We start from the raw sequence: 24484 nt of genomic DNA on the forward strand, positions 1-24484 counted from the left end.
ATCCGACCGTTAGGGGCGGCTCCTTGGGGCCGCTAGGGGTGTCACCGGGGTTCGGGGCGCTCATATCGTCACCACAACGGCCGAGAACCGAGGCGCGACCCCTCTCAGCAGCGCAAACGCGACCCCGGTGAGTGATGCGCGGACCGGGACGCCGAAGCCAACGCCTGCCGGGAGAGGTGACGCTCTAGTGGCGGACGACCAGAAGTACCTCGACTACCTCAAGCGGCTCACCGCCGATCTGCGCCAGACCCGGCGGCGCCTGTCGCTCGCGGAAGCCCGCGAGCGGGAGCCGATCGCGATCGTCGCGCTGGCCTGCCGTTACCCCGGCGGGGCGGACACGCCCGAGGAGTTGTGGCGGCTGGTCGACGAGGGCCGGGAGGGCATCGGCGACTTCCCGGCCGACCGCGGCTGGGACCTCGACCGGCTCTACCACCCGGACCCGGAGCACCCCGGCACGACGTACGTCAAGGTCGGCAACTTCGTGCGCGACGTCGCCGACTTCGACGCCGCGTTGTTCGGCATCAGCCCGCGCGAGGCGCTGACCATGGACCCCCAGCAGCGGCTGCTGCTGGAGGTGGTCTGGGAGGCCGTCGAACGCGCGGGCCTCGACCCGTTGTCGTTGCGTGGCAGCCGGACCGGCGTGTTCGTCGGCGCGGCCACCTCCGGTTACGGCCTCGGCGTGCGTGAGTTACCCGAGGGTGCGGGGCACCTGCTGACGGGCAACGCGGCGAGCGTCGTGTCCGGCCGGGTGTCCTACACCCTCGGCCTCGAAGGCCCCGCCGTCACCATCGACACCGCGTGCTCGTCGTCGCTGGTCGCCTTGCACCTGGCCGCGCAGGCGTTGCGCGCGGGGGAGTGCGACCTCGCGCTCGCAGGCGGCGTCACCGTGATGACCAACCCCGACATCTTCACCGAACTGAGCCGCCAGCGCGGTCTGGCCGCGGACGGGCGGTGCAAGGCGTTCTCCGCCGCGGCCGACGGGACCGGCTGGTCCGAGGGCGCGGGCGTGCTCGTGCTGGAGAAGCTGTCCGACGCGCAGCGCCACGGGCACCGGATCCTCGCCGTGGTCAAGGGTTCCGCGGTGAACCAGGACGGCGCGTCCAACGGCCTGTCCGCCCCGAACGGCCCGTCGCAGGAGCGGGTCATCCGCGCGGCTCTGGCCGCGGCGCGCATCTCCGCGTCCGATGTGGACGCCGTCGAGGCCCACGGCACCGGCACCACGCTCGGCGACCCGATCGAGGCGCAGGCGTTGCTGGCCACCTACGGCGCCGACCGGGCCGCGGACCAGCCGTTGTGGCTCGGCTCGGTCAAGTCGAACATCGGCCACGCCCAGGGCGCGGCCGGGGTCGCCGGAGTGATCAAGATGGTCATGGCGTTGCAGCGCGCGGTCTTGCCCGCGACGCTGCACGTCGACGAACCCAACCCGCACGTCGACTGGACGGCGGGTGCGGTCGAGTTGCTGACGCGGTCGCGGCCGTGGCCCCGCCGCGACGATCCGCGTCGCGCGGGGGTTTCGTCGTTCGGGGTCAGCGGCACCAACGCCCACGTCATCCTCGAAGAAGCACCGGCCACCGACGTGGCCGAAGCCGAGGCGTCGGAGCGCCCGGCGTTGCTGCCGTGGGTGCTCTCGGCCAAGACGGCGGCCGCGCTGACTGGGCAGGCCGGCCGGTTGCTGGACATCGTCCATGAGTCCGATGTGGACGTCAGCCACGCCCTCATCACCTCGCGGGCCGCCCTGGAGCACCGGGCCGTCGTGCTCGGCGCCGACCGCGCCGCGCTGCGCGCGGGCCTGACCGCGCTCGGCGCCGGCGAGGACGCACCTGGCGTCGTGCGCCGTACCGGGGAGCCCGGCCGCGGCGGCGTCGTGTTCGTGTTCCCCGGCCAGGGATCGCAGTGGGCAGGGATGGCCACCGGTCTGCTGGACACGGAACCGGTGTTCCGGGCCCGGCTCGACGAGTGTGCCGCCGCGTTGGCGGAGTTCGTCGACTGGTCGGTGGTGGACGTCCTGCGCGCGGCGCCGGGCGCACCCACCCTCGACCGGGTCGACGTGGTGCAGCCGGTGTCGTGGGCCGTGCACGTCGCGCTGGCCGCGTTGTGGCGCTCGGCCGGAGTCGTTCCCTCGGCCGTCCTCGGACACTCCCAGGGTGAGATCGCCGCCGCGGTCGTCGCCGGTGCGCTCAGCGTGGCCGACGGCGCCCGGGTCGTGGCCTTGCGCGCACGGGCGATCGCCGCCGAGCTGACCGGCAAGGGCGGCATGGTCTCCGTCGCCGCGAGCGCCGCGGTGACCGCCGACCTGATCGCGCCGTGGGACGGGCTCGCCATCGCCGCGACCAACGGCCCCTCCGCCACCGTGGTCTCCGGGGACGCCGCCGCGATCGAGGAGTTGCTGGCCGCGCACCCGGACCGCACCCGCCGCGTCGCCGTCGACTACGCCTCGCACTCGGCGCAGGTCGCAGCCATCGAGGCGCGCCTGCGGGCCGACCTCGACACCGTCACGCCACAACCCGCCGAAACGCCCATTTGCTCCTCGCTGACCGGCGAGCTGATCGACGCGAGCGAACTGGACGCCGCGTACTGGTACGGGAACCTGCGGGAGCCGGTGCGCTTCGAGCAGGCCACCCGCCACCTCATCGCGGCCGGGCGGTCGAACTTCGTCGAGGTCAGTGCGCACCCCGTACTCACCGTGGCGGTCCAGGAAACGTTGGAGGACACCGAAACCGCCGGTGCGGTGCTGGCCACCCTGCGGCGCGGGGAGGGCGGCCAGGAGCGCTGGCTGACCGCACTGGCCGAGGCCCACGTGCACGGTGTCGACGTCGACTGGACCGCGGTCGTGCCGCACGGGCGCCCGGTGGACCTGCCCACCTACGCCTTCGACCGCAGCCGCTACTGGCTCAGCAGCGTGCCGACAGGGCCGGTTCCACAAGCGTCCACTGTGGACAACCGGCGGTACCGGATCGCCTGGAGCCCGACGGGCTCCGGTTCGGGGCGGCTCACCGGGACCTGGCTCGTGATCTGCCCAGCGGAGCGAACCGCGCTCGTGGCCGACTGCCTGCACGCCCTGCGCAAGAGCGGCGCGGACGTGCACGACCTCGACCTGGACGACACCGACCTCGATCGTTGGACCATCGCCGAACGCCTCGACGACGCCGCGGCCTGCCACCCGGATGTGACCGGCGTGCTGTCGCTGCTGGCCCTCGACGCGCGGCCGCACCCCGACGAGCCCACGCTGTCCGTGGGGCTCGGTGGCACCGTCGCGCTGATCCAGGCGGTCAGCGACCTGACCCTGGGCGTCCCGCTCTGGTGCGCGAGCACCGGTGCCGTCGCCGCCACTAGCGGCGACGCGGTCGCCAACCCGGCGCAAGCGCAGGTCTGGGGCCTGGGCATGGTGGCCGCGCTCGAACATCCCGACCGCTGGGGCGGCCTGGTCGACCTGCCGTCCACACTGGACGATCGCACCGGCGCCCTGCTGGCCACTGCCCTGGGCAGCGGCGAGGACCAGGTCGCGGTCCGGCCGGCCGGCGTCCTCGTCCGCCGCTTGCGGCGTGCACCCGAGCGCCCCGCGGCTGCGGCGTGGACGCCGAGCGGTGCGGTGCTGGTCACTGGCGGCACCGGTGCCCTCGGTGCCGAGGTCGCGGCTTGGCTGGCGGGCCGGGGCGCCGAACGCCTGATCCTCACCAGCCGTCAAGGCCCGGCGGCGCGGGGGAGCGCCGAGCTGGTCGAGCGGCTCGCCGCGCTCGGCGCCACCGCGACGGTCGTGGCCTGCGACGTCGCCGACCGGGACGCCGTGGCCGCACTCGTCGCCGAACACCCCGTCACGGCCGTCGTGCACTGCGCGGGCACCGACCCTGCCATGCCACTCACCGACCTCGACCTCGCCGACTTCGCCGACGGCCTGCGCGCCAAGGTGCTCGGCGCGACCCACCTGCACGAGCTGGTGCCGGACGCCGAGGCGTTCGTCCTGTTCTCCTCGGTCGCCGGTACCTGGGGCAGCGGCAGCCAGGCGAGCTACTGCGCCGCCAATGCGTTCCTCGACGCCCTGGCCGCCCACCGCGCCGCCGCCGGGCAGCCCGCGACCGCGCTGGCCTGGGGTGCCTGGGACGGCGCGGGCATGGCCATCCGCGGTGGCGCGGCGGAGTCGTTGCGGCGCCGTGGTTTCACCCCAATGCCGGTCGAGTCCTGCCTGGCCGCGATGGCCACGGCGATCGACGCGGGTGAGACGGCCGTGACGATCGCGGACATCGACTGGACGACCTTCACCGAGGCGTTCACCGCGCTGCGGCCGAGCCCGCTCATCAGCGAGCTGGCCGAGGTCCGCGCGGCCGGCCCCGAGCCCGAGGACGACGGCGAGGCGGCCCGGCTGCGGGCGTTGCCTGCCGCCGAACGGGCGCGGGCGGTGCTGGAGCTGGTGCGGGTCGCGACCGCCGCCGTGCTCGGCTACGCCGGTCCCGCCGAGGTGGAGAAGAACCGGCCGTTCAAGGACCTCGGCATCGACTCGCTCACGGCCGTCGGCGTGCGCAACAAGGTCGCCGCCGCCACCGGCCTGAAGCTGCCCATCACGCTGCTCTACGACCACCCGACGCCGCTCGCCGTCAGCCGGTTCCTGCTCACCGCCCTGACCGGGGACGCCGACGAGACGACCGCCGCCACCGGCCCGGCCGTCGATCAGGACGACCCCATCGCCATCGTGGCGATGAGCTGCCGGTTCCCGGCCGGGGTGCGCAGCCCGGAAGATCTGTGGGAGCTGGTGGCCACCGGCACCGACGCCGTCTCGGGGTTCCCGACCGACCGCTGCTGGGACCTCGGTTCCGCCGGTCGCTACCAGCCCGAGGGCGGGTTCGTCCACGACGCGACCGAGTTCGACGCGGACCTCTTCGGCATCTCGCCGCGCGAGGCCGTCGCGATGGACCCGCAGCAGCGGCTGCTGCTGGAGGCCGCCTGGGAGGTGCTGGAGCGCGCCGGGATCGACCCGCATTCCTTGCGCGGCAGCGCGACCGGCGTGTTCGTCGGCGCCTCCACGTCCGGCTACGGCGTGGGCATGCGCGTGGCCGCCGGGCTCGAAGGCCACTACATCACCGGCACGTCGGCCAGCGTCATGTCCGGCCGAATCGCCTACACGTTCGGTCTCGAAGGTCCTGCGTTGACCGTCGACACCGGCTGCTCGTCGTCCCTTGTGGCCCTGCACCTCGCGGTCGCGGCGCTGCGCGGCGGCGAGTGCGACAAGGCGCTCGTCGCCGGGGTCAGCGTGCTGACCAGCCCGGACCTGTTCGCCGAGTTCAGCACCCAGAACGGGCTCGCGTCGTCGGGCCGGTGCGCCTCGTTCGCGGCCGCCGCCGACGGCACCGGCTGGGGCGAGGGCGTCGGCGCGCTGCTCGTGCAACGCCTGTCCGACGCCCAGCGCGAAGGACACGAGGTCCTGGCTGTGGTGCGCGGCTCGGCGGTCAACTCCGACGGCGCGTCCAACGGCCTGACCGCACCGAACGGCCCGTCGCAGCAGCGCGTGATCCGCGCCGCGCTCGCCGGGGCCGGCCTGGCACCGTCCGATGTGGACGCCGTCGAGGGGCACGGCACCGGCACATCGCTCGGCGACCCGATCGAGGCGCAGGCCCTGCTCGACACCTACGGCAAGGAGCGCGAACGACCGCTCTGGCTCGGGTCGATCAAATCCAACATCGGGCACACGCAGGCCGCGTCCGGCGCGGCCGGTGTGATCAAGATGGTCATGGCCATGCGGCACGGTGTCCTGCCGAAGACCCTGCACGTGGACGCGCCCACGCCGCACGTCGACTGGGCGTCCGGCGCGGTGTCGCTGCTCACCGACCCGCAGCCGTGGCCGGAGACCGGCCGCCCGCGCCGGGCCGGCGTGTCGTCGTTCGGTGTCAGCGGCACCAACGCCCACGTCGTCCTGGAAGCCCCACCGGCGGCGACCCCGGAACCCCCGGTCCAGGAGTCGCCGTCGGTGGTGGCGTGGCCGGTGTCCGCCCGGACCGCCGACGCCCTGACCGCGCAGTGCGCCGCGCTCGCGACGGTCACCGAACTGTCCCCTGTGGACGTCGCCCACACGCTCGCGGTCGGCCGTGCCGACCTCGAGCACCGCGCCGTGCTGTTCGATCCCGAGGGGCTGACCGCCGTGCGCGGCAGCGTCCGCGACGGTGGGCTGGCCTACCTGTTCACCGGCCAGGGCGCGCAGCGCGCGGGCATGGGCCGAGCCCTGGCGGCCGAGTTCCCGGTGTTCGCCGCCGCGCTCGACGACGTGTGCTCGCGCCTGGACGAGATCCCGTGGGACGACCAGGACCTGCTCGACCAGACCCAGCACGCCCAGGCGGCCCTGTTCGCCTTCGAGGTCGCGTCGTTCCGGCTGCTCGCGTCGTGGGGCCTGACACCGGACCACCTGGTCGGCCACTCCATCGGCGAGCTCGCCGCCGCACACGTGGCCGGGGTTCTGTCCCTGGACGACGCGTGCACGCTGGTGTCCGCACGCGGCAAGCTCATGCAGGCGTTGCCGCCCGGTGGCGCGATGCTCGCCGTCGAGGCCACCGCGGCCGAGGTCCCGGACGGCATCGACATCGCGGCGATCAACAGTGCGACGTCGTTGGTGGTGTCGGGCACCGAAGACGAGATCGCGGGGCTGGCGGAGCACTGGAAAGACCGCCGCCACAAGCGGTTGCGGGTTTCGCACGCGTTCCACTCGCGGCTGGTGGAGCCGATGCTCGACGAGTTCGCCGCCGTGGCGCGCACGCTCACCTACCACCCGCCGGCCATCGAGATCATCGCCGCCGGTGACGTGACCGACCCCGGCTACTGGGTGCGCCAGGTCCGCGACACCGTCCGGTTCGCCGACGCCGTGCAGCGGCTGCACAACGTGGTCACTTGCCTAGAACTGGGCCCGGACGGCGTGCTGTCCGCCCACGTCGACGGCGCTGTGCCCGTGGCCCGCCGCGAGCAGGACAAGGTCCGCACGTTCGTCACCGCCGTGGCCCGGGCGTGGGTGCGGGGCACGCACGTCGACTGGGCCGCTGTCGTGCCCGGCGGGCGCCGGGTCCCGCTGCCCACCTACGCCTTCCAGCGCAAGCGCTACTGGCTCGACACCTTCGCCCCGGACGTGCCCGCGGTCGTCGAGCCGGACGACCGCCAGCGCGAGTTCTGGGCGGCCATCGAGCGTGACGACACGACCGCGGTGGCCGGGGCACTGGGGCTGGACACCGAAGCGCTGGCCGCCGTGCTGCCGGCGCTGTCGGCCTGGCGCCGCCGCGCATCGGAACAGTCCACTATGGATTCTTGGCGCTATGAAGCCGGCTGGAGCCCGACCGCCGACCCCATCGCCGAGCTCACTGGAACGTGGCTGCTGATCACGCCTCCGTCGGGCGCGCCGGACTTAGCGCCGGTGTTGCGCGCCGCGGGCGCCACTGTGCGGGAGCTGACCGTCGACCCGGCCGAGACCGACCCCTGGCCGCTGGCCGCCGACCTCCTGGAGGTCGGCGAAGCGGCCGGTGTGCTGTCGCTCGTCGGGCTCGGCACCGACCCCCACCCCGGCTACCCGGGGATCACCACCGGCCTTGCCGCCACCGTCACGCTCGTCAAGGCGCTCGACGCCGCCAAGCTAGATACTCCACTGTGGACCGTCACCACAGGCGCGGTGTCGGTCGGCCGGCTGGACCCGGCGCCCAGCGCCGATCAGGCACAAGTTTGGGGCCTCGGCCGGGTCGTCGCGCTCGAACTGCCCCAGCGCTGGGGTGGCCTGGTCGACCTGCCCGCGACCCTCGACCGGCGCGTGGGCGAGCGGCTCGCCGCCGTGCTCGCCGACGGCACCGAGGACCAGGTCGCGGTGCGTGCGTCCGGCCTGTTCGCCCGCCGCGTCCGACACGCCCCGCCCACCCCGCTCGACTCGGTCACCTGGCGTCCACAAGGGACAGTCCTGGTCACCGGCGGCACCGGTGCGCTCGGCGCCCGGGTCGCCCGGCTGCTCGCCGAGCGCGGCGCCGAACACCTCCTGCTGGTGAGCCGGCGCGGCCCGGACGCGCCCGGCGCCGCCGAGCTGAACGAGGAATTGACCGCGCTCGGGACCCGCGTCACGGTGGTGGCCTGCGACATCACCGATCGCGACGCCGTTGCCACGCTGCTGGCCGAGCACCCCGTCACCGCGGTCGTGCACACGGCGGGCGTGGTGGAGTACCAGCCGCTGCTGGACGCGGGGCTGGCCGAGCTGACCGACGTCCTGCGGGCCAAGGTCGAGGGCGCGCGCATCCTGGACGAACTGCTGCCCGACGCCGAGGCGTTCGTGACGTTCTCCTCGGTCTCCGGCGTCTGGGGCAGCGCGGGCCAGGCCGCCTACGCCGCCGCCAACGCCCACCTCGACGCCCTGGTCGAGCACCGTCGGGCCACCGGCCGCCGCGGCACATCGCTGGCGTGGGGCCCGTGGGCCGGCTCGGGGATGCTGGTCACCGAGGACGCCGAGGAGCAACTGGCCCGCCGTGGTCTGAGCGCCATGGACCCGGAGCTCGCCATCCAGGCCTTCGCGCAGGCGCTCGACCACGACCTGGGCTGCGTGGTGGTCGCCGACGTCGACTGGGCCCGGTTCGCCCCCGCCTACACCTCGGCCCGGCCGAGCCCGCTGCTCACCGAGCTGCCCGAAGTCGTCCGCGCGCTCGCTCCGGCCGAGGCGAAGACCGACGAGGTGGGCTCCGCCGACCTGCGCCGCAAGCTCGCCGACGGCGACCCCCAAGAGGTGCTGCTGGAGATCGTCCGCACCGGCGCCGCGGCCGTGCTCGGCCACACCACCGCCGAGGCCATCGAGCCCGAGCGCGCGTTCAAGGACCTGGGGTTCGACTCGCTGACCGCGGTCGAGCTGCGCGACCGGATCACCGAGCTGACCGGGCTCAGCCTGCCGACCACGCTCGTCTTCGACTACCCGAACGCCTACGTGCTGGCCACGTACCTGGCCACCCAGCTCGGTATCGCCGACTCCACCCCGGAAGCGGAAATCGGGCTGGCGCGCCACGACGACCCGGTCGCGATCATCGGGATGAGCTGCCGCTACCCCGGCGGCGTCACCTCACCGGACGAGTTGTGGCGGCTCGTGGCGTCCGGCACCGACGGCATCGGCCCGTTCCCGGCCGACCGCGGCTGGTCGCTGGACTGGCTGCTGGCCGACGACGCGGCCGACCGTTCCGGCAGCTCGCACGCCAAGGAAGGCGGCTTCGTCGCCACGGCGGCCGAGTTCGACGCCGCCCTGTTCGGCATCTCCCCGCGCGAAGCGATCGCCATGGACCCGCAGCAGCGCCTGCTGCTGGAGGCGTCCTGGGAGGTCTTCGAAGCTGCCGGGCTCGACCCGACGTCGTTGCGCGGCAGCCGGACCGGCGTGTTCGCGGGCACCAACAGCCAGGACTACCTGGCCCTGCTGGACGGCTCGCTGGACGGCGTCGAGGGCCACGTGGCCACCGGCAGCGCCGCGAGCGTCGTGTCCGGCCGGGTGTCCTACACGTTCGGCCTGGAAGGGCCCGCGGTCACCGTCGACACCGCCTGCTCGTCGTCGCTGGTCGCGCTGCACCTGGCCGCGCAGGCGTTGCGGTCGGGCGAGTGCTCGATGGCGTTGGCCGGCGGCGTGGTCGTCATGGCCCGGCCGGGGGTGTTCACGGAGTTCAGCCGGCAGAACGGCGTCGCCGCGGACGGTCGCTGCAAGTCGTTCGCCGCGGCCGCCGACGGTGCGGGCTGGGGCGAAGGCGTCGGCGTGCTGCTGCTGGAACGCCTGTCCGACGCGCGGCGCAACGGGCATCGGGTGCTCGCGGTCGTGCGCGGCTCGGCGGTCAACCAGGACGGCGCGTCCAACGGGCTCACGGCGCCCAACGGCCCGTCGCAACAGCGGGTCATCCGCGAAGCCTTGGCCAACGCCGGTCTCGCATCGTCCGATGTGGACGTGGTCGAGGCGCACGGCACCGGTACCCGGCTCGGTGACCCGATCGAGGCGCAGGCGTTGCTGGCCACCTACGGCGCCGACCGGCCCGCGGACCAGCCGCTGTGGCTTGGCTCGATCAAGTCCAACATCGGGCACACCCAGGCCGCGGCCGGCGTCGCGGGCGTCATCAAGATGGTCGAGGCGCTGCGCCACGAGTACCTGCCGCCCACCTTGCACGTCGATGCTCCGACGCCCGAGGTGGACTGGGGTTCGGGTGCGGTCGCGCTGCTCACCGAGGGCCGGGACTGGCCGGACGCGGGTCGCCCGCGCCGGGCCGGTGTGTCGTCGTTCGGCGTGAGCGGGACCAACGTGCACGTGATCATCGAGCAGGCGCCGGAAACTGAGGCACCGCATCGCACCCCGGTCGACGGGGTGGTTCCGTGGGTCCTGTCGGCCAACTCCGAGCGCAGCCTGTCCGCCCAGCTCGACCGGATCGCGGCGGTGGACGAAGATCCGGCCGCGATGGCCTGGACGCTGGCCACCGCGCGGGCCACGCTCGACCACCGCGCGGTCGTGCTCGGTGAGGACGTCGTGCGCGGGATCGCCACGAATCCCGGCGGCGCGGTGTTCGTCTTCCCCGGTCAAGGCGCGCAGTGGGTCGGCATGGCGGCCGGCCTGCTCGACGCCGAGCCCGTGTTCCGCGACGCCATCGAGGAGTGCGAACGCGCCCTCACCCCGTACGTCGACTGGTCGCTGCTGGATGTGGTGCGCGGCAAGGAGCTCGACCGGGTCGACGTGGTCCAGCCCGCGCTCTGGGCGGTCATGGTCGGGCTGGCCCGGCTCTGGCAGTCGGCCGGTATCCGGCCGGCCGCGGTGATCGGCCACTCGCAGGGCGAGATCGCCGCCGCCGTGGTCGCCGGCGCGTTGAGCGTCGAGGACGGTGCCCGGGTCGTGGTGCTGCGGGCCCAGGCGATCGCCGAGCACCTGTCCGGCCGCGGTGGCATGGTGTCGGTCGCGCTCAGCGTCGACGACGCCACCAGCTTGATCGAACCCTGGGGTGACGTGCTCGGGGTGGCGGCCGTCAACGGTCCACTGTCGACAGTCGTCTCCGGCGACGCCGACGCACTCGACGCGCTGCTGGCCGCCGAACCGGATCGGACCCGCCGGATACCGGTGGACTACGCGTCGCACTCGGCGCACGTCGAGGCGATCCGCGACCGGCTGCTGGCCGACCTCGCCTCGATCACGCCGCGAGCCGGCGGCATCCCGTTCTACTCGTCGGTGACCGGCGGGGTGCTGGACGCCGAGGAACTCGATGCCGGCTACTGGTACGAGAACCTGCGCCGGACCGTCCGGTTCGACCAGACCGTCGACGCCGTGCGCGCGGCCGGTCGCACCACGTTCATCGAGGTGAGCCCGCACCCGGTGCTGACCATGAGCATCGACGAAGCGATGGCCGGCGACGGGATCGTGCTCGGCACGCTGCGCCGCGGCGCCGGTGACCGGGACCGCTGGCTGACCGCACTCGCCGAGGCGTGGGTGCGCGGACTGCCCGTGGACTGGCCGTCGGTGCTGCCGCCGGCCGCCGCGATTGCGTTGCCCACCTACGCCTTCGACCGCGAACGCTACTGGCCGCGCCCGAAGCGCGCCGTGGCGCTGAACAGCGTCGACCACCCGCTCGTCGACACCGTGGTGCCGGTCGCGGGCGCGGGCGTGCTGTGGTTGGGCACCCTGTCGCTGGCCACCCACCCGTGGCTCGCCGACCACACCGTCGGCGGCACGGTCGTGCTGCCCGGCACCGCGTTCGTGGACCTCGCCGTGCGTGCGGGCAACCAGGTCGGTTGCGGCCAGGTCGCCGAGCTGACCACGACGACCCCGCTCACCATTCCCGCCACGGGCGCGGTGTCCATCCAGGTTCGGGTCGATGGAGATCACGAGTTCACCGTCCACTCGCGACCGGCCGCCACGCTCGACGGCGACTGGACCCAGCACGTCACCGGCCGGTTGACCGACGAACCGGCCAACCCGGTCGCGCTCATGCCGTGGCCACCCGAGGCCGAACCGGTCGACGTGGCCGGCTGCTACGACGCGCTCGACGCCGCCGGGTACGGCTACGGCCCGACGTTCCAAGGCTTGCGAGCGGTGTGGCGCAGCGAAGGCGAGGTGTGGGCCGAGGTCGCGCTGCCGGACGACGCGCAGGCCGACGCCGCCCGGTTCGGCCTGCACCCGGCGCTGCTCGACGCGGCGTTGCACGCGGCCGGGCTCGGCGGCCTGCTCACCGGACCGGTGCTGCCCTTCTCGTGGACGGGTATCAGCCTGCACGCCGAGGGCGCCACCACCCTCCGGGCCCGGATCACCGCGCGTGCAGAGAACACCGTCGAGGTCGTCGTTGCCGACGCCTTGGGCGAGCCGGTCGCCACCATCGACTCCCTCGCGTTCCGGCCCGCGGACTCCGGCGCTCCGGTCGACGCACTGTTCCAAGTGGACTGGGCATCGCTCACCGCCGACGGCACTCCCGTGGACCGGCTCGCCGTCATCGGTGCCGACCAGGCCGGGGTCGCCGAAGAGCTCCTCACCCGCATCGGTGCGGTGGTCTGGTACCCGGACCTCGACGCACTGGCCACCGCCGTCGAGGCCGGTGTGGCCGACCCCGAAGTCGTGCTGTGGCAGAGCGAGCCGGCGTCCGCACGCGACGCCGCCGCCGAAGCGCTCGCGGTCGCCCAGGCGTGGCTGGCCGACGACCGGTTCGCCAAGGCGCGACTCGTGGTGCTGACGACCGGCGCGGTCGGCGTACACGCGGGCGAGCACGTCGGCGACCTCGGCAGTGCGGCCGTGCACGGCCTGCTGCGCAGCGCCCAGTCCGAGAACCCGGGCCGCTGCCACGTCATCGACTTCGACGGTCGCGCCGACTCGTGGGACGGCCTGCTGCGTGCGCTCGGCCTGCCGGACGAGCCGGAGCTGGCCGTGCGCGCGGGCGAGGTGTTCGCCCCACGGCTGGCCCGCGCGGTCGCGCCTGCCACCCTCCCGGAAACGCCGTGGCGCCTGGACGTCAGCGGCGGCACGACCCTGGACCACCTGGCATTGGTCGACGCCCCGAACGCCGGGCAACCGTTGGCACCACAGCAAGTTCGGGTCGGAGTAAGGGCGGCGGGCGTGAATTTCCGCGACGTCGCCATCGCGCTCGGCATGGTGCCCGACCAGTCGGGCATGGGCACCGAAGGCGCGGGCGTCGTGCTGGAGGTCGGCGCCGAGGTGAGCGACCTGCGGGTCGGCGACCGGGTGTTCGGGTTGTTCGCCGACGGCTTCGGCCCGGTCACCGTGACCGAGCGCGCGGCCCTGGCCGTGATGCGTCCCGGGTGGACGTTCGCGCAGGCGGCGTCGGTACCGACGGTGTTCCTGACCGCCTACTACGGCCTGGTGGATCTCGCGAACGTCCGGCCCGGACAGTCGGTGCTGGTGCACGCGGCGGCGGGTGGCGTCGGCATGGCCGCCGTCCAGCTGGCTCGGCACCTCGGTGCCGAGGTGTTCGCCACCGCCAGTCCCGCCAAGCACCACGTCCTGCGCGAGCTGGGGCTCGACGACGACCACCTCGCGTCGTCGCGCACCACGGAGTTCGGGCCGGCGTTCCGTGCTTTCACCGACGGCCGGGGTGTGGACGTCGTGCTCAACTCGCTCGCCGGCGAGTTCGTGGACGCCTCGCTGGAGCTGCTGGCGCCGGGCGGCCGGTTTATCGAGATGGGCAAGACGGATCTGCGCGACCGGTCCGGCGTCGAGGACGCCTACCCGGGCCTCACCTACCGCGCCTTCGACCTGGCCGAGGCCGGGCCCGAGCGGCTGACGGCGATGTTCGCGACGATCCTCGATCTGCTCGACGCGGGCGTGCTGCACGTGCTGCCGGTGACCGGCTGGGACGTCCGCGACGCGGCGGCCGCCTTCCGGCACATGGCCCAGGCTCGTCACGTCGGCAAGAACGTCCTGACGATCCCACGCCCGCTCGACCCGGACGGCACCGTGCTGATCACGGGCGGCACCGGCCTGCTCGGCAGCCTGCTCGCCCGCCATCTCGTCACCGCACACGGCGTCCGGCACCTGCTGCTCACCAGCCGCAGCGGCGCCGACGCGCCCGGTGCGGCCGAGCTGGTCGCCGAACTGGCCGAGTTGGGCGCCAGTGCCACCGTGGCGGCCTGCGATGCCGCCGACCGTGACCGTGTCGCCGCGCTGCTCGCCGGGCTCGAGCACCCGCTGACCGGCGTGATCCACGCGGCGGGCGTGCTCGACGACGGCGTGCTCCACTCGCTCACCCGGCAGCGTCTGGACACCGTGTTCCGGCCGAAGGTCGACGCCGCGACCGTGTTGCACGAGCTGACCCGCGACGCCGATCTCGCCCTGTTCGTGCTGTTCTCCTCGGCGTCGGCCACGATCGGCTCACCCGGGCAGGCCAACTACGCCGCCGCCAACGCCTACCTCGACGCGCTCGCCCAGCACCGGCGCGCCCTCGGCCTGCCCGCCGTCTCGCTCGGCTGGGGGCTGTGGGAGCAGGCCAGCGCGATGACCGGGCAGCTGTCCGAGCACGACCGGGCCCGCGCAGGTGTGTTGATCACCGCTGAGCAGGGCCTCGCGTTGTTCGACGCGGCACTGCGCCACCCGCGCGGTCACCTCGTTCCGATGCCGCTCGACCTCGCCCGGCTGCGCACCGCCGATCCGGTGCCCGCGCTGCTGAGCGACCTCGTCCGGCGACCGGTTCGGCGGGTCAGCACTGCGGCATCTCATGACGCGGCGCAGCAGGGTGAGACCTCGCTTGCCGACCGGCTCGCTCGCCTGCCCGAACCCGAGCAGCACCGCACGGTGCTCGACCGGGTCCGCGCGCACGCCGCCACCGTGCTCGGCCACCGCGGCACGGACGGCATCGGTGCCGACAAGTCGTTCAAGGAGCTGGGTTTCGACTCCCTCACGGCGGTCGAGCTGCGCAACCGGCTGGCCACCGCGACCGGCGTCCGGCTGCCCGCGACCCTCGTCTTCGACCACCCGACGCCCAACGACCTGACCGCCCGCCTGCTCGAACAGCTGCGTGGCTCCGCCGCTCCCGCGCCGGATCCACTCGACCGGCTCAGCGCCGACCTCGAGACGTTGCTGGCCGGTGGCGTCGACCGGACCGCGCTGGCCGCGCGCCTGCAGCGGTTCACCGCCCGGCTGACCGAGGCGAGTCCCGGCACGGTCGCCGTGCAGTTGGCGGACGCGTCGGCCGAGGACGTCTTCGACTACATCGACAGAGAGCTTGGTGTGTCGTGACCAACGAAGCGAAGTTGCTGCAGTACCTCAAGAAGGTCACGGCCGACCTGGCCGGGACCCGGCGGCAGCTCGACGAGGCGCGACGCCGGCTGGACGGGGGACCGGCCACCGAGCCGATCGCGATCGTGGCGATGAGCTGCCGTTACCCCGGCGGCGTGCGCACCCCGGACGAGCTGTGGCAGCTGGTGGCCGGCAGCACCGACGCGATCACGGGCCTGCCCGAGGGACGCGGCTGGGACGTCGCCTCTGGGGAGGCCATGGGTCTGCGCGGCGGGTTCGTCGCCGACGCCGACCGGTTCGACGCCGCGGTGTTCGGCATCAGCCCGCGCGAGGCGCTCACCATGGACCCGCAGCAGCGGCTGGTGCTCGAGTCGTCCTGGGCGGCCTTCGAAGGCGCTGGCCTCGACCCGTTGTCGTTGCGCGGCAGCAAGACCGGTGTGTTCCTCGGGGCAGGCAACTCGAACTACGCGGTCGACGCCGACCTGCCGGACAGCGCCGAAGGGCACCTGCTCACCGGCAGTGCGGCGAGCGTCGTCTCCGGCCGGGTCGCCTACACCTTCGGCCTCAAGGGCCCCGCGCTCACCGTCGACACGGCGTGCTCGTCCTCGCTCGTGGCGATCCACCTGGCCTGCCAGTCGTTGCGCGCGGGGGAGTGCACGATGGCGCTCGCCGGTGGCGTGTCGGTGATGGCCGGGCTCAGCCTGTTCGCCGAGTTCGGCCGGCAGGGCGGGCTCGCGGCCGACGGCCGGTGCAAGGCGTTCGCCGACGCCGCCGACGGCACCGGCTGGGGTGAGGGCGTGGGCGTCCTGCTGCTGATGCCCCTGACCGACGCCCTGCGCGACGGTCGCGAGGTGCTGGCCGTGATCCGCGGGTCGGCGGTCAACTCGGACGGCGCGTCCAACGGCCTGACCGCGCCCAACGGCCCGTCCCAGCGCGCGGTCATCGAGCAGGCCCTGATCAACGCCGGTCTCACAGCGTCCGATGTGGACGCTGTCGAGGCCCATGGCACCGGCACGAGGCTGGGCGACCCGATCGAGGCGCAGGCGTTGCTCGCCACCTACGGCCAGGACCGGGTGGGCGATCCGCTGTGGCTGGGTTCGGTGAAGTCCAACATCGGCCACACCCAGGCGGCCGCCGGGGTCGCCGGGGTGATCAAGCTCGTCCTCGCGCTGCGGCGCGGGCTGCTGCCGCCGACCCTGCACGCCGACGAGCCGTCGACGCACATCGACTGGGACTCGGGTGCGGTGCGGTTGCTGACCGAGACCCAGACCTGGCCGGACACCGGACGCCCCCGCCGGGCCGGGGTGTCGTCGTTCGGCATGAGCGGCACGAACGCCCACGCGATCATCGAGCAGGCGCCCGCGACGGCACCGGCCGAGCGCACGGCCACACAGCCGGGTGCCGTGCCGTGCCTGGTGTCCGGCCGTACCGCCGACGCGCTGCGCGCGCAAGCCGAGCGTCTGCTGTCCTACTTGGACACCCACCAGCGGGCCGAGCCACTCGACGTCGCCCGTTCGCTGGCCACGGGCCGTGCGGCGCTCGCGCACCGCGCCGCCGTGTTCGCCGGCGACCGGGCGGAGCTGCAGCGCGGCCTGCGCGAGGTCGCCGCGGGACGCGGTCAGGTGCGCGGTGTGGCCGGCGACGGGCGGCTGGCCTTCCTGTTCAGCGGTCAGGGCGCGCAGCGGGCCGGCATGGGGCGCGAGCTGGCGGCGGTGTTCCCGGTGTTCGCGGCCGCGTTCGACGAGGTGTGCGGCCGGTTCGAGGACATTCCCTGGGACGACCAGGACCGGCTGAACCAGACGCAGCACGCCCAGGCGGCGCTGTTCGCGTTCGAGGTGGCGTTGTTCCGGTTGCTCGAGGCGTGGGGCGTCACGCCCGACTACCTGGTCGGCCACTCGATCGGCGAACTGGCCGCCGCCCACGTGGCGGGGGTGTTGTCGTTGGACGACGCGTGCGCCTTGGTGGCGGCGCGTGGAAAGTTGATGCAGGCGTTGCCGTCCGGTGGAGCGATGCTGGCCGTCGAGGCGACCGAGGACGAGGTCCCGGCGGGGATCGACATCGCGGCGGTCAACAGCCCGACGTCGTTGGTGGTGTCCGGTACCGAGGCCGAGATCGCGGCGCTGGAAGAGCGGTGGCAGGACCGGCGGCACAAGCGGTTGACGGTCTCGCACGCGTTCCATTCCCGGCTCATGGAGCCGATGCTCGACGAGTTCGCCGCGGTCGCGCGCACGCTCACCTACCACCAGCCGCACATCCAGCTCGTCACGACCGGCGACGTGATCGACCCGGACCACTGGGTCCGGCAGGTCCGTGACACCGTCCGCTTCGCCGACGCCATCGCGCGGGTGCGCGCCGACGGCGGGAGCACCTTCCTCGAACTCGGTCCGGAGGGCGCGCTCTGCGCACACGTCGAGCACGCGATTCCGTTGCTGCGCCGCGACCGCGACGAGCCGCGTGCCCTCCTCGGGGGACTGGCGGCCGCGTACGTCTCCGGGGTGCGCGCCGACTGGACGGCGGTCTTCGACACCTGGGGCGGGCGGCGCGTCGAGCTGCCCACCTATCCGTTCGAGGGCGACCGCTACTGGCTCACCGGGCGCGCCGCGGGCTCGGGCGTCGGCTCAGGCGGCAGCGCCGACCCAGCCGAGAACCGGTTCTGGTCGGCGGTCGAGACGGCCGACGTCGACGCGCTTGCTGCCACCCTGGGGCTCGATGCGGGCAACGGCCTGAGCACCGTGCTGCCGGCGTTGTCGTCGTGGCGCAAGGGACGCCGGGAACTGTCCACCGTGGACTCGTGGCGGTATCGCGTGCAGTGGCAGCCGCTGGCGAGCCTGCCGGCGCCTGCGACGCTTGGCACCTGGCTGGCCGTGCTGCCTCCCGTGCTGCCCGGCGACCGGACCGATCCGGTGGTCGAAGCGCTGCGTGCCCACGGTGCGCAGGTCGTCGAGCTGCGCGTGACCGAGACCGACCGCTGGGACCTCGCGGGCACCATCCTCGACACCGTCACCGAAGCCGGTGGCGTCGACGGAGTGCTGTCGCTGCTCGGCACCCAGGACGAGCCGCACGCCGAACACGCCCCGATGCCTGTCGGCCTGGTCACGAACGTGCTCCTGCTGCAGGCCCTCGGCGACGCCCGGATCCACGCTCCACTGTGGACCTGCACTCAGGGCGCCGTCACCGCGAGCCGTGCCGACCACGCGCCGAACCCGATGCTCGCGCAACTCTGGGGCTACGGCCGGGTCGCCGCGCTGGAGTTCCCGGCGCGCTGGGGTGGCCTTGTCGACCTGCCGGAGCAATTGTCTGACGGTGCCGCCGAGGCGCTGGTCGCGGTGCTCGCCGGTGGCCACGGCGAGGACCAGGTGGCCGTGCGCGACACGGGCGTCTTCGGGCGCAGGCTCGTCCGGGCACCGCTGGCCGGCGCCGAGCCCGCCGAGCGCTGGCGACCGTCCGGCGCCGTCCTGATCACGGGTGGCACCGGCGCGCTCGGCGCCCGCGTGGCCCGCTGGCTGGCCGGGCGGGGCGCGACGGAACTGGTGATCACCAGCCGGTCCGGCCCCACCGCGACCGGGGCGGCGGAACTGGTGGCCGAACTGGCCGAGCTAGGGGTCACCGCGACGGTCGTCGCCTGCGACGTCGCCGACCGCGGAGCGCTGGCCCGCGTGCTGGGCGAGCACCCGGTGACGGCCGTGATGCACACCGCGGGCGTCGCCGAGTCCGTGCCGCTCAACGAGACCGGCATGGCCGAGTTCGCCGACGTGCTGCGGGCCAAGGTCGGTGGCGCGCTCAACCTGGACGCGCTGCTGCCCGACGTCGAGACGTTCGTGCTGTTCTCCTCCATCGGTGGCATCTGGGGCAGCGGCAACGCGGCCGCGTACGGCGCGGCCAACACCTTCCTCGACGCGCTCGCCGAGCAGCGCCGGGCCCGGGGCCGCAGCGCCACCGCCGTCGCGTGGGGGCCGTGGGCCGGAGCCGGCATGGCGGCAGGCGAGACCGCCGAGCACATCGCCAAGTGGGGCCTCGCGCCGATGCGCCCCGACCTCGGGCTCACCGCCCTCGGCCAGGCGCTGGACCGGGACGAGACGAACCTGGTCGTGTCCGTTGTGGACTGGGCCACCTTCGCGCCGATCTTCTGCACCGCGCGGCGCAGCCCGCTGATCGCGAGCCTGCCCGAGGCCGCCGCCGTGCTGGACGCGACCCAGACCGACGCCGCCCTGGGCGACGTTCGGACCCAGCTCACCGCGCGCTTGGTGGGGCTGCCCGCCGCCGACCGGGCCGACGTCCTGCTGGATGTCGTGCGCACGGAGGTCGCCGCCGTGCTCGGGCACGCCTCGGCCGACGACGTTTCCCCACAGCTGTCCTTCCAGGACCTCGGCGTCGACTCGCTCACCGCGATCGAGGTGCGCGACCGGCTCGGCGCCGCGACCGGCCTGCGGTTGCCCGCCAGCCTCGCGTTCGACTACCCGAAGCCGGTCACCCTGGCCGCGCACCTGCTCGCCGCGCTGGACCTCGACGGCGAGGCCGTGCCGGTACCGGTCGCCGACGAGGCGGACCAGGCCGGGGGCGACGAGATCGCCGTCATCGGCATGGCGTGCCGGTTCCCGGGCGGCATCGCCGACCCCGACCAGCTGTGGCGGCTGCTCGCCGACGGCGGCGAGGCGCTCGCCCCGTTCCCGGCCGACCGCGGCTGGAACCTCGAGGAGTTGTTCGGCCGCGAACGCGGTACCTCCTACGTCCGCGCGGGCGGGTTCCTGCACGACGCCGCCGAGTTCGACGCCGCGTTCTTCGGCATCAGCCCGCGCGAGGCCGTCACCATGGACCCGCAGCAACGGCTGCTGCTGGAGACGACCTGGGAGGCGTTCGAGCGCGCCGGCATCGACCCGACGTCGGTGGCCGGCAGCCGGACCGGAGTGTTCGTCGGCAGCAACGCCCAGGACTACAGCTACGTCCTGCTGTCCTCCGCCGAGGACACCGAGGGACAGCTGGTCGGCGGCACCACCGCCAGCATCGTGTCCGGCCGGCTCGCCTACACCTTCGGGCTGGAGGGGCCGACGGTCACGGTCGACACGGCGTGCTCCTCGTCCCTGGTCGCGCTGCACCTCGCCGCCCAGGCGTTGCGGGCGGGGGAGTGCACGCTCGCGCTCGCCGGCGGCGTCACCGTGATGTCGACCCCCGGCCCGTTCGTCGAGTTCAGCACGTTGTCCGGGCTCAGCGAGGACGGCCGCTGCAAGGCGTTCGCCGATGCCGCCGACGGCACCGGCTGGGGCGAGGGCGCGGGCATCCTGCTCGTGGAACGGCTGGCCGACGCCCGCCGCAACGGCCACGACGTGCTCGCCGTGCTGCGCGGTTCGGCGATCAACTCCGACGGCGCGTCCAACGGCCTGACCGCGCCGAACGGTCCGTCGCAGCAGGCCGTGATCCGCCAGGCGCTGGCCTCCGCCGGTCTTCGACCGTCCGATGTGGACGTCGTCGAGGCGCACGGCACCGGCACCACGCTGGGCGACCCCATCGAGGCGCAGGCGCTGCTCGCGACCTACGGCCAGGACCGCGACCGGCCGCTGTGGCTCGGCGCCGTCAAGTCCAACCTCGGCCACACCCAGGCCGCCGCGGGCGTCGCCGGCGTGATGAAGATGATCCTGGCCCTGCGCCACGAACTGCTGCCGAAGACCTTGCACGTGGATCGGCCCAGCACGCACGTCGACTGGACCGCGGGCGAGGTCGCCTTGCTCACCGACGCCGTGCCGTGGCGGCGGGGGAGCGAACCGCGCCGGGCGGGCGTGTCGTCGTTCGGTGCCAGCGGCACCAACGCCCACGTGATCATCGAGGAACCCGAGCCGGTCGCGTCGCCCGAGCGTTCCACTGTGGATGGACCGGTGCCGCTGGTGCTGTCGGCGCACGACGACCAAGCGCTGCGGGCGCAGGCCGCGCGGTTGCGCGCGCACCTGAGCGACGGCGCGGTGAACCCGGCCGATGCCGGGTTCTCGCTCGCGACCACCCGCGCCACGCTGGAGCGCCGTGCGGTGGTGGTCGGTGACCGGGACGAACTGCTCGACGGGCTCGCCGCCCTCGCCACCGGCAAGCCGTCCGCGGCGGTGGTGACGGGATCGGGAAGCGCTGCCAAGCCGGTGTTCGTCTTCCCCGGCCAAGGTTCGCAATGGCCCGGGATGGCGGTCGACCTGCTCGACGCGTCGCCGGTGTTCCGCTCCGAGTTCCAGGCGTGCGCGCACGCCTTGGCCCCGTACGTCGACTTCTCGCTGGTCGAGGCGCTGCGTGAGCCCGGCGAGCTGTTCGACCGCGTGGACGTGGTGCAGCCGCTGCTGTTCGCCGTGATGGTGTCGCTCGCCGCGGTGTGGCGGACCTACGGCGTCGAGCCGGCGGCTGTCGTCGGGCACAGCCAGGGTGAGCTCGCCGCCGCGGTGGTCTGCGGTGCGCTGTCGCTGGCCGACGCCGCCGCCGTGGTCGCGTTGCGCAGCCAGGCGATCGCCGAGGAACTGTCCGGCAAGGGCGGCATGGTGTCGGTGGCCCTCGCGCTGGAGCTGGTCCGCGACCGCATCGAGGACTGGGACGGCGCGCTGGACCTGGCGGCGGTGAACGGGCCCGGCTCGGTCGTCGTGTCCGGCACCCCCGAGGCGCTCGACGACCTGGTGCGCACCATGACCGCGGAAGGCGTGCGCGCCAAGCACCTCCCGGTGGACTACGCGTCGCACTCGCGCCAGGTCGAGGCGATCCACGACCGGCTGCGCCACGCGCTCGCCGCCATCACGCCCCGGCCGTCGGCGATCCCGTTCTACTCCGCCGTCACCGGTGCGCCCATGGACACCACCGGCCTGGACGCCGAGTACTGGTACACCAACCTGCGCCGCACGGTCCGCTTCGACCAGGCCACCGACGCGCTGCTGGGCCAGGGGCACCGGGTGTTCGTCGAGGTCAGCCCGCACCCGGTGCTCACCTCGGCCATCCAGGAGACCAGCGCGAGCGCCGAGGTGATCGGCACGCTGCGCCGCGACGACGCCGGTGTGCGCCGGCTGCTCACCAGCCTCGCCGAGGCGCACGTGCGCGGCCTCGCCGTGGACTGGGCGGTGGCGTTGCCCGGCGCCCGCCGGGTGGACCTGCCCACGTACGCGTTCCAGCGCAAGCGGTTCTGGCCCAAACCCTACGACCTCACCGCGCTGACCGAGCTCCTGCCGACCGCCGCGTCGGCGTCGGAGGGCCGGTTCTGGTCGGCCGTCGCGGCCGGGGACACCGAGTCGCTCGCCGACACCCTCGACGTGCCCCGCGCCGACCTCGAGCCGGTGCTGCCCGCGTTGTCGGCGTGGCGCCGGAAGGTGACCGATCGATCCACTGTGGACTCTTGGCGGTACATGGTCGGCTGGCGCGCGGTCCCCGAACCGGTCGCGCCGGTGCTGCCCGGTCGCTGGCTGCTGCTCACCCCGCCGAACTCGGCGCGGGTCGCGGAGCTGTGCGCCGACGCCATGCGCGACCGGCTCGCCACCGTCGAGACGGCCGTCGTCGAGCCCACCGCTGCGGCCGAGATCGCCGACCGTTTGCCGGGCGAGTGGACGGGCATCGTCTCGTTGCTGGCCCTGGACATCACGCCGCACCCGGAGCACGACGTGCTGCCGGTCGGCGTCACCGCGACGCTGTCGGCGCTGCACGCGGTGCTCGAAGCCGACCCGGACGCGCCGCTCTGGTGCGTCACCCAGGGCGCGGTCGGCGCGACCGACGACATGCCCGACAGTCCCGAACAGGCCCAGGTCTGGGGTTTGGGCCGGGTCGCCGCGCTGGAACACCCCCGGCACTGGGGTGGCCTCGTCGACCTGCCGCAGGAGGTGGACGAACGCGCCGCTGCCAGGTTCGCGGCCGTGCTCGCCCGCACCGACGGCGAGGACCAGCTGGCGGTGCGCCCGTCCGGGGTCTTCGCGCGCCGGCTCGTCCGCGCCACCGGCCCCGGTCCCGTGCGGGACTGGAAGCCGCGTGGCACTGCCCTGATCACCGGCGGCACCGGCGCGATCGGCGGCCACGTGGCCCGTTGGCTGGCGGGCAACGGCGCCGAGCACCTGGTCCTGGTGAGCAGGCGTGGACCGCACGCCCCCGACGCCGACGCGCTGAGCGCCGAGCTGACCGCGCTGGGCGCCAAGGTCACCATCGCCGCGTGCGACGTCGCCGACCGCGACGATGTGGTCGCGCTGCTGGCCGACCTCGCCGAGGCGGGCGTGCAGGTGAACGCCGTCCTGCACACCGCGGGCGCCAGCACGCTGGAACGCCTGGAGCACACCGTGATCGCGGACCTGGCCGACCTCGTCGCGGCCAAGATCGCCGGCGCCCGGCACCTGGACGAACTCCTCGACCCGGCCCGCCTCGACGCCGTCGTGTACTTCTCCTCCATCGCCGGGGTGTGGGGCGTCGGCCGGCACGGTGGGTACGCCGTCGGCAACGCCTACCTCGACGCCCTCGCTCAGCGGCGGCGGGCCGACGGCGTGCCCGCGCTCTCCGTGGCGTGGGGACCGTGGGACGGAGGCGGCATGGTCGCGGCCACCGAGGTCGAGCCGATGCTGCGCCGCGGCGTCCCGTTGATCAAACCCGAACCCGCCATGCTCGCCCTGCAGCAGGCCCTCGACCACGATGACGCGTTCGTCGCGGCCGCCGAGGTCGACTGGGCCCGGTTCGCGCCCGCCTTCACGGTGATGCGGCCGAGCCCGTTGCTCGCTGACCTGCCCGAGGTCGCGCGGGTGCTCGCCGCCACACCGGTCGAGGCCGAGTCGGCCGACTCCGGTGACTTCGGCGCGTCGATCGCCGGACTGTCCGATGTGGAACGCGAGCGGGCCGTGGTCGAGCTGGTGCGCACCCACGCCGCCGTGGTGCTCCGCCACGACAGCATCGCCGAAGTGCCGGTGGACAAGGCGTTCCGCGACTTCGGCTTCGACTCGCTGACCGCCGTCGAGCTGCGCAACCGGCTGGCGTCCGCGACTGGGCTGGAACTGCCGGTGACGGTGGTGTTCGACCGGCCGACGCCGGTGGCGCTGGCTCGGTACCTGCTGGTCAAGCTCGCGCCGCGGCAGGTCGAGGACGACCTGCCGGGCCTCGACGAGCTGGACCGGCTCGAAGCCGCGCTGGCCGCGCGTGCCGACGACGACATCGCCCGGGTCCGGGTGGTGCTGCGGCTGGAGTCGCTGCTGGCCAAGCAACGCAAGCCCGCCGCGGACGCCGGCTTGCTGGCGCAGCTGGGTAATGCCTCCAACGACGAGCTTTTCGACCTGGTGGACCGGGACCTCGGGGTCAAGTGACCCGGTGCGAACGAGCGAGAAGGACACG

The 24484-nt window shown here is 73.9% G+C and carries 1 protein-coding gene and 1 pseudogene; both read left to right on the forward strand.

Annotation, left to right across the window (positions count from 1 at the left end; all coding sequences use genetic code 11):
* Window positions 1–127 precede the first annotated feature (127 nt).
* Entirely contained in the window at window positions 128–15178 is a 15051-nt protein-coding gene (locus EV186_RS40270) for a type I polyketide synthase (RefSeq protein WP_481808313.1), read from the forward strand.
* A gap of 35 nt (window positions 15179–15213) precedes the next feature.
* Window positions 15214–24456, forward strand: a pseudogene (locus EV186_RS31935) (type I polyketide synthase); the annotation flags it as partial.
* Window positions 24457–24484: the final 28 nt, after the last annotated feature.

It is taken from the genome of Labedaea rhizosphaerae (assembly GCF_004362825.1).
Taxonomy (GTDB): Bacteria; Actinomycetota; Actinomycetes; order Mycobacteriales; family Pseudonocardiaceae; genus Labedaea; species Labedaea rhizosphaerae.